This is a genomic window from Amycolatopsis sp. FBCC-B4732 (assembly GCF_023008405.1).
GTDB classification, from domain to species: Bacteria; Actinomycetota; Actinomycetes; order Mycobacteriales; family Pseudonocardiaceae; genus Amycolatopsis; species Amycolatopsis pretoriensis_A.
Genome location: NZ_CP095376.1, coordinates 2,518,612 through 2,531,139, shown reverse-complemented (window position 1 = coordinate 2,531,139; position 12,528 = coordinate 2,518,612). Strand labels below are relative to the sequence as shown.

13 protein-coding genes are annotated in these 12,528 nt (G+C 73.7%); 5 read left to right on the top strand and 8 right to left on the bottom strand.

All coding sequences use genetic code 11. The features are described 5' to 3' along the window. Window positions 1–70: 70 nt before the first annotated feature. Window positions 71–469, bottom strand: coding sequence for a hypothetical protein (locus tag MUY14_RS10740; protein WP_247022806.1), 399 nt, complete (start codon window positions 467–469; stop codon window positions 71–73). Between the two features lie 140 nt (window positions 470–609). On the opposite strand from MUY14_RS10740, the gene MUY14_RS10735 reads away from it, so the two are divergent. The 3 genes from MUY14_RS10735 (at window position 610) to MUY14_RS10725 (ending at window position 2,774) form a co-directional block, all read left to right on the top strand. Next, window positions 610–888, top strand: a complete 279-nt coding sequence (locus tag MUY14_RS10735) for a hypothetical protein (protein WP_247022805.1) — start codon at window positions 610–612, stop codon at window positions 886–888. 79 nt (window positions 889–967) lie between these two features. Continuing rightward, window positions 968–2,476 carry a phosphodiester glycosidase family protein gene (locus tag MUY14_RS10730; RefSeq protein ID WP_247022804.1) on the top strand — a complete coding sequence of 503 codons (1,509 nt, stop codon included), beginning with the start codon at window positions 968–970 and terminating at the stop codon, window positions 2,474–2,476. Window positions 2,477–2,561: 85 nt separating this feature from the next. Next, on the top strand, window positions 2,562–2,774 hold the full coding sequence (locus MUY14_RS10725) for a three-helix bundle dimerization domain-containing protein (protein WP_247022803.1): 213 nt from the start codon (window positions 2,562–2,564) through the stop codon (window positions 2,772–2,774). A 223-nt stretch (window positions 2,775–2,997) separates the two neighbouring features. Here the strand turns inward: MUY14_RS10725 and MUY14_RS10720 are convergent, their stop codons facing one another. Further along, window positions 2,998–3,480, bottom strand: coding sequence for a TspO/MBR family protein (locus MUY14_RS10720; RefSeq protein ID WP_247022802.1), 483 nt, complete (start codon window positions 3,478–3,480; stop codon window positions 2,998–3,000). A 127-nt stretch (window positions 3,481–3,607) separates the two neighbouring features. On the opposite strand from MUY14_RS10720, the gene MUY14_RS10715 reads away from it, so the two are divergent. Further along, window positions 3,608–4,834, top strand: a complete 1,227-nt coding sequence (locus MUY14_RS10715; RefSeq protein ID WP_247022801.1) for an NAD(P)/FAD-dependent oxidoreductase — start codon at window positions 3,608–3,610, stop codon at window positions 4,832–4,834. Between the two features lie 3 nt (window positions 4,835–4,837). Here the strand turns inward: MUY14_RS10715 and MUY14_RS10710 are convergent, their stop codons facing one another. The 5 genes from MUY14_RS10710 to MUY14_RS10690 are packed head-to-tail and all read right to left on the bottom strand — an operon-like array spanning window position 4,838 to window position 9,927. Continuing rightward, window positions 4,838–5,965 (bottom strand): S9 family peptidase, encoded by a 1,128-nt coding sequence (locus MUY14_RS10710; RefSeq protein ID WP_247022800.1) that lies wholly within the window; start codon window positions 5,963–5,965, stop codon window positions 4,838–4,840. Window positions 5,966–5,976: 11 nt separating this feature from the next. Then, the gene (locus tag MUY14_RS10705; RefSeq protein ID WP_247022799.1) at window positions 5,977–6,903 is read right to left on the bottom strand and encodes a fumarylacetoacetate hydrolase family protein; all 927 of its coding nucleotides are present in this window, start codon (window positions 6,901–6,903) and stop codon (window positions 5,977–5,979) included. Between the two features lie 3 nt (window positions 6,904–6,906). Next, window positions 6,907–7,833 carry a VOC family protein gene (locus MUY14_RS10700; RefSeq protein WP_247022798.1) on the bottom strand — a complete coding sequence of 309 codons (927 nt, stop codon included), beginning with the start codon at window positions 7,831–7,833 and terminating at the stop codon, window positions 6,907–6,909. Window positions 7,834–7,842: 9 nt separating this feature from the next. Next, window positions 7,843–8,958, bottom strand: a complete 1,116-nt coding sequence (locus tag MUY14_RS10695; RefSeq protein ID WP_247022797.1) for an FAD-dependent monooxygenase — start codon at window positions 8,956–8,958, stop codon at window positions 7,843–7,845. Between the two features lie 9 nt (window positions 8,959–8,967). Then, window positions 8,968–9,927, bottom strand: coding sequence for a cyclase family protein (locus MUY14_RS10690; protein ID WP_247022796.1), 960 nt, complete (start codon window positions 9,925–9,927; stop codon window positions 8,968–8,970). Between the two features lie 82 nt (window positions 9,928–10,009). On the opposite strand from MUY14_RS10690, the gene MUY14_RS10685 reads away from it, so the two are divergent. Continuing rightward, entirely contained in the window at window positions 10,010–10,909 is a 900-nt protein-coding gene (locus tag MUY14_RS10685) for a LysR family transcriptional regulator (RefSeq protein WP_247022795.1), read from the top strand. Window positions 10,910–11,639: 730 nt separating this feature from the next. On the opposite strand, the gene MUY14_RS10680 is transcribed toward MUY14_RS10685, so the two are convergent. After that, a complete protein-coding gene (locus tag MUY14_RS10680; protein ID WP_247022794.1) occupies window positions 11,640–12,512 on the bottom strand; it encodes a hypothetical protein in 873 nt (290 codons plus the stop codon). Window positions 12,513–12,528: the final 16 nt, after the last annotated feature.

The following is a 12,528-nucleotide window of genomic DNA, read 5'->3' as shown; positions in this document are numbered from 1 at the left end:
GGTCCGACTCCGTCCTTCGACCACCGACGCGGGCATTGCCGCCAGTAAAGCAGCGCCGGGGGAAGGCCGATTATCCGTTCGTGCGGTGCTGCGGACGCCATGCGCCCGCGGCCCGGAAGGACGCGATCCGGATCCGCAGCCCGCGCAGGTGGACCAGGTCGACGGCGAAGCCGGGCTCGGCCACCCGGCACGGACCCGCGAAGTGGACGGATTCGTCCTCGGCGTCGTAGCGCGGCTCGGACCACACGGCCGCTTCGCCCGCCTCGGCGTCCCGGCGGCCGCGGGCCAGCCAGTAGACCGGCAGCTTCATCACTTCGCCCAGCACCTTGTCCAACGCGGCGAGGTCGGTCTCCGCGACCGCGAACCCGCGGCCGTCCGACACGAGCGGCGCCGACACGGCGTGGGTGAACGTCGCGGTGTCGCCGGACGCGGTGATCGTCCAGTCGGCCACGGTGGTGCGGGTGGGCATGACGGCTCCCTGCGGTCGCGGCCCCCAGGTCGGCACACCGTAAACGATCACCTCGGTCCCCCGGCCGAACCGCGCCACGTGTTCAGCTTCCGTTCACCGGATGAACACCTCGTAGCCGAAGTTGTGTCAGGCTTGTTCCCATGCACGCCGAAGCACCGCGGTCCGTGACCGACCTGGCCGCGGACCCGGACTGGGTGGTGACCCGCACCGGCACGACCGGGCAGTGGCTCACCGCCGAACGCGCCCTCGACCGCAACGGCGACCGGCGGCTCCTCGGCCTCACCCCGATCCGCCCCGGCACGGTGGCGCTGATGCTGTGGTCCGGCGGCGAGGTCGTCGAGCACTTCCGCGGCAGCGAGGCCGAGGCCTGCACGACGGCGCTGCAGTGGGCGGCCGAGTTCCTGGCCGGCGAGCGGTAGGCCCGGCGCCGCCCGGCGTACACCGGGAATTCGGCCGGAACCGGGGAAGAAGCCGGCTGCGCCCGGTACGTTGCCCCGCGTGAAGACGAAGCTGCCCGCCGCGCTGTTCCTGTCCGCCGCGCTCACCGCCGCGCTCAGCACCCCGGCCACCGCCGCGACCGGCGGCCGCGCGCTCGCGCCGGGCGTGACGGTCTACACCACCTTCACCGGCGAAGGCACCGGCCACAACACCTGGACGATCACCACGCAGGTGCCCGGCGGGTCGAGCCCCGACCCCGACGCGCCACCGTCCGCGCTCGGCACCCGCGAGCACGCCGACGCGCTCGTGACGTCGTTGCGGGCCAAGGGTTTCGACGCGCGTGCCGAGCGGGTCGACTGGCCCGCGTTCGCCGACACGCCCCGGGGCCCGCTCGGCTGGCGGGTGCGCGTCGGCTCCTTCACCGACCGGGCGCAGGCGGCCGCCACCGCGAGCGCGATGAGCGCGAACGGCTTCGGCGGCGGCGTCGAGTGGACCGGGCAGGACGGCCCCGAAGCCGGCGGCCCGCAGCGCGTGCGCGTCGCCGTCGTCGACCCGAAGCGGTTCACCGGGCGGGTCGCGGCCTCGCACGGGGAGTCCGTGGCCGGGCGGCGGACGACGTCGGCGCTGTCCGCCGCCGCCGGGGCGCTGGTCGGGACCAACGGCGGGTTCTTCGTCATCGACCCGCGCGACGGCATCCCCGGCGAACCCGCCGGCGCCGGCGTCTACCAGGGGCTGCTGCAGAGCGAGGCCACCACCGGGCGGCCTGCCCTGCTCCTGGGCGAGCGCCCGTCGATCGGCGTCCCGCGCACCGCGGTCACCGTCGGCGGCCACGCCGTGAACGGCGTCAACCGCAAGCCGGGCGTGATCCGCAACTGCGGCGAGCCCGGCGATGTCCCGACCGACCGGCCGCTGCACGACACGACCTGCACCCACCCGGACGAGCTGGTGCTGTTCACCCCGCAGCTCGGCACCCCGACCCCGGCGGGCGACGGCGTCGAAGCCGTGCTCGACGCCCACGACGTCGTCACCGCGCTGCGGCCGCCGGGCGGCGACGTGCCGGCGGCCGGCCACACGGTCCAGGGCACCGGCGCGGCGGCGACGTGGCTGACCGCGCACGCGCGGCCGGGCACCCGGCTGCGCGTCGACACGCGGATCTTCGCGGACGGCCACCCGGTCCACCCGGCGGGCGTGGTCAACGGCGGCCCGTGGCTGGTCCGCAACGGCCGGGTGTCGGTGAACGCGGCGGCGGACGGCATCGTGCACCCCGGCGACCCGTCGTTCGTCTACGGCTGGGGCGTCAAGCGCAACCCGCGCACGATGGTCGGCCTCGACCGCCGCGGCCGCCTGCTGATCGTCACCGCCGACGGCCGCCAGCCGGGCTACAGCGAGGGGTTGTCGCTGGTGGAGGGCGCCGAGCTGCTGAAGCGCCTGGGCGCGGTGGAGGCGATCAACCTCGACGGCGGCGGCTCGACGGCGATGGCGATCGACGGCAAGCTCGTCAGCTCACCCTCGGACGCGACGGGCGAGCGCCCGGTCGGCGACGCGGTCGTGGTGCTGCCCCGCCGCTGACCGAAGTCCGGTGTTCACCTCCGATTCACCTTCCGGCCGTCTCACGGGGCATGTTCCCGGTACGACGGCAACCGGAAGGTGAACGATGAGCACGCTCGACACGATGGCTTCCGCAGCGCTCGACACCCACTTCGCCCAGCTGGAGGACCGCTTGGGCCACGACTACGCGAACATCGCCCGCCCCCGCCTGCACGACCTGGTCGACCACGAACGAGCCCGCTTCGCCGGGGCGCGCATCCACGCGTTCGTGCCGATCCTGGTGGAACGAGCGGTCCGGGCGGCGCTGGGGACGCGCTGAGGCAGGCTTGACGACTGAGGCCGGCCGGCTGGGGGGCCGGCCGGTCGCGGGAGGCGGCGATGAACGCGCGGTGGGCGCTCGGCTGCGGGCGCGGCGCTGGGCGTGAAACGTCGCGTCGCCTGGGGATGCGCGCCGGGAATTTCACCCGCGGGCCGCCGAGGGACCGGCCTGGTCGCGGGAGGCGGCGATGAACGCGCGGCGAGCCTGCGCCCTCAAACCACCCTCACGGGTTGAGGAAGACGATCGCCGCGTTCAGAGCCGTCGCGAACAGCGTCCACGCCAGGTACGGCAGCTGCAAACCCGCCGCCAGCGGGGAACGGCGGCGGAACACCACCAGCGTTCCCGCGACCACCACGTCCAAGACCACGATCTCCACCAGCGCCACCGTGTAAGCGCCCGCCGCGAAGAACAACGGTGTCCACGCCGCGTTCAGGACCAACCCCGCCGCGTACCAGGCGAACTCCCGGCGGGTTCCCGACGCTCGCCAGAACAGCCAGCCCGAGATCGCGATCAGGATGTACAGGACCGTCCACACCGGACCGAACAGCCACGACGGCGGGGCCCACGGCGGCTGGACCAGCGCGCCGTAGACCTCCCTCGATCTCGTTGCCGCGAGGCCGCCCACGACGGCCACCGCCGCCACCGCGGCGAGGAAGCCGGCCAGGACCGCCACCGGGGCGGGGCGGGAACGGGGCAGGGTCGTCACGTCGGTTCACCTCTCGATGCACGGCCGATGCGCGGTCATCGAAGCCTAAGGCCGCCATCGCGGAATCGCGCGATGAACGCTACTCACGTCCGATGCGCCGCGGGCCGATCCGATGCAGTATCGATCCATGACCACCCACGAAACGGACGTCGTCGTCATCGGCGCGGGGCTTGCCGGGCTCGCCGCCGCCCGGCGGTTGCACGAGGCCGGTGTCGAATGCGCCGTGCTCGAGGCGGGAGACGACGTCGGGGGGCGCGTGCGCACCGACGTCGTCGACGGCTTCCGGCTCGACCGCGGCTTCCAGGTCCTCAACCCCGCCTACCCGGCGATCCGGCGGCTCGTCGACGTCGACGCCCTGCGCCTCGGCCGGTTCTGGCGCGCGGTCCGCGTCGCCGACGACGACCGGGTCTCGCTGCTCGGCCACCCGCTCGACGCTCCGAAGGCGCTGCGGGACGTCGCCGCCCGCCGGTACCTCTCCGCGAAGGACCTCGCCGCCCTCGGTGCGCTCTCCGCCCGCGTCGCCGCCGGGTCCGCCCGCTCGATCGTGCGCGGGGACGACGGGACGACCGCCGACGAGCTGGGCCGGGCCGGGCTGTCCGACCGGGCCGTGGCCACCGTGCTGCGCCCCTTCCTGTCCGGCGTCTTCCTCGAAGCCGAGCTCAGCACGTCGAGCCGGTTCTTCCGGCTGGTCTGGCGGAGTTTCCTGCGCTCCGCGCCGTCGTTGCCCGCCGAAGGCATGGGCGCACTCCCCCGGCAGCTGGCCGCCCGCCTGCCCGCCGGCTCGGTGCGCACCGGCTCGCCGGTCGACCGGATCGGGCCCGGCGAGGTGCGCACCGCGGGCGGTGACGTCTGGACCGCCCGCGCGATCGTCGTCGCGACCGACGGCTCGACCGCGTCGCGGCTGGTCGACGGCGTAGTCGAACCGCTGTGGAACGGCGTGACGACGTGGTACTTCGCGCCGGACCGGCGCCCGTCGCACGAGCCGGTCATCATGGTCGACGCCCGCGGCGGCCCCGTCGTGAACACGGCCGTGCTCAGTGAAGTGTGCCCGTCCTACGCGCCACCGGGCGGCGCCCTGGTGAGCGCGTCGACGCTGACGCCCGTCGCCGAGCCCGAGGTCCGGCGGGCGCTCGGCCGGATATACCGCACCGACGCGACCCGCTGGCCGGTGATCGGCCGGTACGAGATCCCGCACGCGCTCCCGGCCATGCCCGCGCCGCACCCGATCCGCCGCGAAGTCCGCTGGGGCGACGGGATCTACGTGTGCGGCGACCACCGCGACACGAGCTCGCTGCAGGGCGCGCTCGCCTCGGGCGGCCGGACCGCGCGCGCCCTGCTGGCCGACCGGTCCTGACGCTCAGCGGAAGACTTCGGCGACCCAGTCGGCGATGTAGGTGCTGGGGTGGGAAAGGTGGTCGAGCCCGATGTGCTCGGCGCCGCCTTCGGCCGCGGTGAAGATCCGCAGCCGCCGGTCCGGGCTCGCCGTCGCCTGGTCGTAGGAGCGGTGGGCGTACTCGAGCGGGATCTGGCGGTCGTTCTCGCCGTGGCAGATCAGGAAGGGCACGGTGATCTTCTCGACGACGCCGTCGAGGGTGACCGCGCCGGCGAAGTCGATGAACCGCTCGAGGTCGTCGTGCCCCCACACCCACAGCACGTGTTCCCAGTAGTGCGGCACCGGGCGCTCGCCTTCGCGCTGCAGCCGGCGGCGCTGCACCGCACCCCAGTCGTGGTTCGCGCCCCAGGCCACGACCAGGGCGAGCCGCTTCTCGAACGCCGCCGCCCGGGGCGCGTAGTAACCGCCGAGTGACCAGCCGACCAGGCCGACGCGGGCCGGGTCGACGTCGTCGCGGGTTTCGAGGTAGTCGACGCACGCCGCCGCCCAGGCTTCGGTGTCGACGCGGGCGGTGAGCCCCTGCAGGCGCAGCGCCTCCCCGGAACCCGGGCAGTCGACCATCAGGCACGAGATCCCGCGCGCCGCCAGTTCCTCCCAGTGGCGCGAGGCGTACATGTGCTCCTTGGTGGAGTCCAGCCCATTCCACATAATCACCACCGGCGCCCGGCCCGTGCCCGCGCGGCTGAAGTACGCGGGCAGCGTGGTGCCCTCGTACGGGACTTCGACGCGCGTGACCGTCTCGAACGCCTTCTCCTGCAGGGCGAGCACGCGCCGGTAGGTGTCGAGCCGGCCCGGCGCCGACGCGCTCTGCATCCGCTCGGCCTGGCAGAGGTAGTTGGTAGCGCGGGCGTAGAGCTGCTTGGCGGTCCGGACGTGCCCGGCCCGCTCGGCTTCCCCGGCCCGGTCCGCGAGCTCGTCGGTCAGCTCGGTCCAGGCCCGCAGGAAGTCGGCCGTCCCGGCGTCTTCCCCGCGCTGCGCGGCTTCCTTGATGGGACGGCAGGCCCGGTCGACCTCGTCGATGAGGCCGCCGCTGTTGAGCGTCGCGACGACGCCCAGGTTCCAGACGTAGTTGCCGGGGAAGTACTCGAACACGGACTGTCCTTTCAGGAGGTTCGCCGCCGCGCGGGCGCGACGGGTGGCAGGTCGGGGCCGGCGACGACGGTGTTGCGGATCGTGCCCAGCCCGTCGACGGTCATCTCGACGACGTCGCCGGGTGCGAGCGGCGGGACCTCCCGGCCACGGCCCCACAGTTCGGCGAGGCAGCCGCCGTTGCCGCAGGTGCCCGAGCCGAGCACGTCGCCGGCACGGACCCACGTGCCGCGCGAGGCGTAGGAAACGAGGTCTTCGAACGGCCAGCCCATGTGGGCCAGCGAGTCACGGCCGACTTCGGTTCCGTTGACCGACACCCGCATCTCCAGCGTCAGGAAGCCTTCGGCGTCGTGGAACGGCGCCAGCTCGTCGGCGGTGACCAGCCACGGCCCCAGCGTCGTCGCGGAGTCCTTTCCCTTGGCGGGCCCCAGGTTGACCTTCATCTCGCGGCGCTGCAGGTCCCGCGCGGACCAGTCGTTGAGGATCGTGTAACCGAAGATCGCGTCGCGCGCCTCGGCCGGGGTCAGCGACGAGCCGTCGCGGCCGACCACCGCGGCGACTTCCAGCTCGAAGTCGAACGCCCGCGAGCCCGGTGGCACCGGCACGTCGTCGTGGGCGCCGACGAGCGCGTACGGGTTGGTGAAGTAGAACGTCGGGGCCTCGTACCACTCCGGCACGACGCCGCCGGCGATCCCTTCGACGTGCGCTTCGAAGGTGACGAAGTCGCGCACGGTCGGCGGGTCCAGCGGCGGCAGCAGCCGGACCCGCTCGATCGGCACCGCGGGCGCGCCCAACGCGTGCTCCCCCAGTGCCAGGGCGGTGGGCAGTCCTGTTCGGACGAGCCCCAGGACGGTGGTGCCTTCGGGCAGCGGGTGGAGTCCGTCGCCGGCGACGACTCCGGCGTGCGTGCCGCCGTCGTGGCGGTAGGTGGCGAAGCGCACGGCTCAGACCGGCGGCGCGAGGAACAGGCCCCGGTCCGGGTCGTTGAACGACTTGCGGGCGACGAACTCGTCCATCGCGTTCGCCGTGCCCCACTGGTCGCTCACCGCGGGGTCGCTGAAGTCGTAGAGGTGCGGGTGCCAGGCGTCCTCGTCGACCAGCTCCAGCTCGGTCGTGTACTCGACGGTGTTGCCGTGCGGGTCGAGGAAGTAGGAGAAGGTGTTGTTGCCGGCCAGGTGCCGGCCCGGGCCCCAGATCTTCTCGACGCCCGCGCGCAGCAGCTTCCCGGTGCCGCGCATGTACTCGTCGAGCCCGCGCAGCTCGAAGGACGCGTGGTGCAGCGACGGGTGCGGGCCGCGCGCGATGGCGAGGCTGTGGTGCCAGGAGTTGATGCGCAGGAACCACATCATCTCACCCATCCGCGGGTGCATCAGGATGTCCGAAAGCCGGAACCCGAGGTGCTTCTCGTAGAAGGCGCGGGTCTCCTCGGGGTTCGCGGAGTTGAGGACGACGTGGGACAGCCGGACCGGGATGTGCTCGCCCGCTTCGATCCTGCGGTGCCGGCGCACGGCGACGTCGGCGCTGATCTCGATCGTGCGGCCCTCGTTGTCGAAGAACCGGAACCCGTAGCCGCCGCCGGGCGTGGTCATGCCGCCCGGCTCGGAGACCAAGGTGACGCCGGCGACGGCGAGACGCTCCGCCAGCGTGTCCACATCGGACACCGAGGCCACCCCGAACGCGACGAGGTCGATGCGCTTGTCGGCCGCCTCGCGGAGCCGGACGACGTACTGCTCCGGCGAGCCTTCGGCGGCGAGGAAGGCGATCCCCGAGTCGGTGTGCTCGGCGGACAGCCCCCAGGCGCCGGTGAAGAAGTCCCGCTGCCGGGCCAGGTCGGGCACGGCGAGGTCGACGTGGCGCAGGTGGGTGATCATGGGTTCCTCTCAGGCGGGTGGGGTGACGAGGGTGGCGATCTCGCGCATCAGGCCGGGGACGTCCCCGCGGTCGCCGTCGAGCAGCCACTGGCCGAGCTGGTTCGAGGCGTCGACGACGGCCCGCGCGCGGCCGTACCGGCGGGCGGTGAACGCGGCCAGCAGGTCGTCGTCGAGCGCGTCGGCGGCGAGCAGGAGCTCGGCGAGCACCGCGGCGTCTTCGAGGGCCTGCGCGCCGCCTTGGGCCAGCGTCGGCGGGCAGGCGTGCGCGGCGTCACCGATGAGCACGACGCGGCCGCGGTGCCACGGCGGCGGGACGACGTGGGTCTCAAACCACGTGTAGTTCACGCGGGCCGGGTCGACGAGCGTCTCGCGGATCTCGTCCCACGGACCGTGGTAGCCCGCCGCGAGGTCCCGCAGGGTCGCGAGCCGCTGCTCCGGGGTCAGGAAACTCCGGTTCCGGGCCTTTTCGACGACGTAGGCGTACAGCGAATCCTCGCCGGTCGGGCAGTAGCCGGCGATGTAGCACGGGCCGCCGTAGCAGAGGTCCGTCCGCGTCACCGACGCCGGCCGCGGGCCGAACGCGCGCCAGATCCCCATCCCGGTCGCGCGGGTCCGGGCGTCGATGCCGAGCAGCCCGCGCGTCGCGGAGCGGATCCCGTCGGCGCCGACGACCAGGTCGTAGCGGCCGGTCGAGCCGTCCGAGAAGGTGACGTCGCCGTCCTCGGTGAGCTCGGTCGGCGACAGCCCGAAGCGGATCTTCGCGCCCGCCTCGCGGGCTCGGTCCCCGAGGACGCGGGCGAGCGCGGGCCGCGGCATCCCCAGCGTCGCGGGCAGGTCCGGGCCGCCGGTGCGGGCGTCGGGGAACTCGGCCAGCAGGGTGCCGTCCGGCGCGCGCAGGCCCAGGCTGTCGAAGCAGTAGCCCCCGGCCCGCACGGCGGGCCACACGCCGAGGTCGCGCAGCACGCGCAAGGCGTTGCCCTGCAAGGTGATGCCCGATCCCCCGGCGCCGATCGCGGGCCGGGTTTCGACGAGGTCGACGGCGACGCCGCGGGAGGCGAGCAGGATCGCGGTGCCGGTCCCGGCGAGGCCGGCGCCGACCACGAGGACGGTGTTCACGGCGGGCATGGCGGCCTCCTACTTGACGGCGATCGGCGCGACCGGGGCGCCGACGGCCCCGGTCACCGGCAGGGGTGCGGCGGTCAGCCAGAACTCGAAGACGCCGTCGGCGGCGCAGTCGGCCGCCAGCGCGTCGAGGTCCCACATCTCGCCGAGGAACAGCCCGACGTGCGGGATGACGACCTGGTGCAGCGGCTGGAAGGCGACGTCGAACTCGTTGGGCCGCACCTCGAACCCCCAGGTGTCGGTCGCGATCCCGGCGATCTCCGTGCGGTGCAGCCAGTCCGCGGTGGTGAACGACAACCCGGGCGAGTCGCCGCCGGCGTAGTCGCCCCAGCCTTCGCGCCGGGCGCGGGCGAGCCGGCCGGTCCGCACCAGCAGCAGGTCGCCCCGGCCGACGCGCGCGGTCTCGCCCTGCGCGGCGATCGTCGCGTCGAGGTGCTCGGCGGTGATCGCGAAGCCGTCCGGCAGTTCACCGTCCCCGAGCGCGCGGCCGACGTCGAGCAGCACCCCGCGGCCGGCGATCCGCCCGGCGGTGGTCTCGATGCCGGTGACGCGGTCGCCTTCGCTGGTCACGACGTCCCCGGCCCGGCGGCCGTTGTAGGCGACGCCGTGGTCGAAGATGTGGCCGAGGCCGTCCCACTGGGTCGAGGCCTGCAGCGGCATGAAGACGACGTCGTCGGCGCCGCCGAGGCCGTGCGGGAAGCCCTGGGTGCCGCGCTCGGCGTCGACGCCGGTGTCCAGCATCGTGTGCACGGGGTTGGTCCGGCGGCGCCAGCCCCGTTGCGGGCCATCGGCGTCGAAGGTCTGGGCGAGCGAGAAGCTCGCGCCCCGGCGGACGAGCGCGGCGCCCGCACGGCGTTTGGCGTCGTCGAGGAAGTTCAGGGTGCCGAGCACGTCGTCGTCGCCCCACCGGCCGCGGTTGGAACAGCGGGCGGCAGCGGCGGCGATGGCGCTTTCGGGGTCGGTGCGATCCACCCGTTCACTCTCGGGCAGCCACGGAGTATTCAGGAAGACGAAATCGTTGATACGGAGTATCAGCGTGGTGGATAGTGGCGGAGTGGATCTCAACCTCCTCGTCACCCTGGACGCGCTGCTGCGCGAGCGCAGCGTGTCGCGCGCGGCCGAGCGGCTGGGCCTGAGCCAGCCGGCGGTCTCGGCGCAGCTCGCGCGGCTGCGCCGCCACTTCGGCGACGAGCTGCTGGCCAGGACGGGCAACCAGTACCGGCTGACGCCGCTGGCCATCCGCGTGAAGGAGCGCGTCCAGACGGCACTCCCGGGCGTCGAACGCGTCTTCGCGGCGGCCCCCGACTTCGACCCGGGCTCGTCCACCCGCGAGTTCAAGCTCCTGATCAGCGACTACACGATCGCGGTTCTGGGCGACACGATCGCTCGCCTGCTCGCCGAGGAGGCCCCGGGCGCCCGGCTGCGGTTCGTGCCGAACATCCCGGAGACGGTCGACGACGCGCCCCAGGTGCTGGTGAACGCCGATTTGCTGGTCCTCCCCCACGGCTTCCTGCTCGCCGAACTCCCCCATCAGGACCTCTACCGCGACGAGTGGGTCTGCCTGGTCGCGACCACCAACGCCGCCGTCGGCGACCGGCTGACGATCGAGCAGCTCGAGACGCTCCCGTGGGTGGTGACCTACCACGGCCCGACGGCGTCGACACCGGCCGCGCGCCGCCTGCGCACGCTCGGGATCGAGCCGCGGGTGCAGATCGTCACGGAGACGTTCCTGACCATTCCCGGTCTCGTGGCGGGTTCGGACCGGATCGCGCTGCTGCAGCGCCGCCTGGCCGGGCGGATCCCGCCGTCGTCGGGGATCCGCGTGCTGCCGTGCCCGTTCGACGCGGGCGAGCTGGTCGAGGCGATGTGGTGGCACCCCATCCACGACGACGACCCCGAGCACCGGTACCTGCGGGACCTGGTGGTCCGGGCGGCCGCCACCGCGGCGGCGTAGGGACCCGGTGCCCGACGCGGGCGCCGCACCACGACCGCCGCCCCAGCGATCGGCGCGCCGGACCTCTCGATCGCCAGGGCTGCGCCAATCCGCGCCGCAGCCCTCCCGCGGCCCGCAACCGGCGACCTGCGAAACCCGACCCGCCACCCGTCCGGGCGGCCGCCACCGCGGCGGCGTAGGCGCTCAGCGGAGGCCGATCAGCGGGCGCCGCACCACGACCGCCGCCCCAGCGATCCACACGCCGGACCTCTCGATCGCCAGGGCTGCGCCAATCCGCGCCGCAGCCCTCCCGCGGCCCCCAACCGGCGACCTGCGAAACCCGACCCGCCACCCGTCCGGGCGGCCGCCACCGCGGCGGCGTAGGCGCTCAGCGGAGGCCGATCAGCGGACGCCGCACCACGACCGCCGCCCCAGCGATCCACACGCCGGACCTCTCGATCGCCAGGGCTGCGCCAATCCGCGCCGCAGCCCTCCCGCGGCCCCCAACCGGCGACCTGCGAAACCCGACCCGCCACCCGTCCGGGCGGCCGCCACCGCGGCGGCGTAGGCGCTCAGCGGAGGCCGATCAGCGGGCGCCGCACCACGACCGCCGGCGATCCACGCGCCGGACCTCTCGATCGCCAGGGCTGCGCCAATCCGCGCCGCAGCCCTCCCGCGGCCCCCAACCGGCGACCTGCGAAACCCGACCCGCCACCGATCCGGGCGGCCGCCACCGCGGCGGCGTAGGCGCTCAGCGGAGGCCGATCAGCAGCCTGTCGGCCGCGTCCCAGTGTTCGAACTTGCCCTCCTGAGCCAGGGCCTGCGGGATGACCCACTTGGCGAGCATGTCCATCTCCCCCGACGCCATCAGCCGTTCCGGGCCCGCGTAGTACGTGCTCTCCCAGTCGCGGACCAGGCCGGAGGCCGCGTCGATGTCGACCGAGTAGTAGTCGTGCGTGGCCGGGTCGATGACGTGGACCCCCGCCGTCCGGGCGACGCCGTAGACGGCCTCCGTGCGGCTGTCCATCCGGGTCGCGTCGTAGCCGACCTGGTCGGACTTCGGCAGGTCGGGGTTCTGCATCGTGCAGAGCGCCGACAAGATCCGGGTGCGCATCAGCTTCCAGTACCAGCGGTACGACTCGGTCGCGAACGCGAAGCGGCCACCGGCGATGCCGCGCCGGGTCACCAGTGTGGCCAGGTTGCGCAGCAACGCTTCTTCGTCCCGCAGCACGGCCGCGTAGCGGTGGCGGAAGTCGATCGCGAAGTCCGCCGTGTAGTACGGGTCCTCCTTCAGGTTCTCCAGCCGGTCGAGCATCCGGCGCCGCAGCATCCGGTACTCCGGCTCGTCGGGCAGCCGGAACTGGGTCGCGTCGACCGGGTACCCGGTCCCGTGGCGGGCCACCAGCTGGCCGACGCGCTCTTCGAGCTGGACGACGTCGAGGTCGACCTCGCGGGTGACGAACAGCGGGATGATTTCCCGGTGCGGCTCGAGGCCGGCCGGGAGCCCGTCGAGCTGCCGGTGCAATTGGGTGCACAACGTCTGCAGTGAAGGCAAATAACCGCCCTGGGAGAAATCCGCGTACAACCGGTCGGCGAGACTGGCGGGGAGTTCGGAATCGTCCAACCGTACCGGCAGGATG

Bases quoted from the DNA above. Each gene is read 5' to 3' on its own strand.
- MUY14_RS10740 (WP_247022806.1), bottom strand. From the start codon at position 469: ATGCCCACCCGCACCACCGTGGCCGACTGGACGATCACCGCGTCCGGC.
- MUY14_RS10735 (WP_247022805.1), top strand. From the start codon at position 610: ATGCACGCCGAAGCACCGCGGTCCGTGACCGACCTGGCCGCGGACCCG.
- MUY14_RS10725 (WP_247022803.1), top strand. From the start codon at position 2,562: ATGAGCACGCTCGACACGATGGCTTCCGCAGCGCTCGACACCCACTTC.
- MUY14_RS10715 (WP_247022801.1), top strand. From the start codon at position 3,608: ATGACCACCCACGAAACGGACGTCGTCGTCATCGGCGCGGGGCTTGCC.
- MUY14_RS10700 (WP_247022798.1), bottom strand. From the start codon at position 7,833: ATGATCACCCACCTGCGCCACGTCGACCTCGCCGTGCCCGACCTGGCC.
- MUY14_RS10695 (WP_247022797.1), bottom strand. From the start codon at position 8,958: ATGCCCGCCGTGAACACCGTCCTCGTGGTCGGCGCCGGCCTCGCCGGG.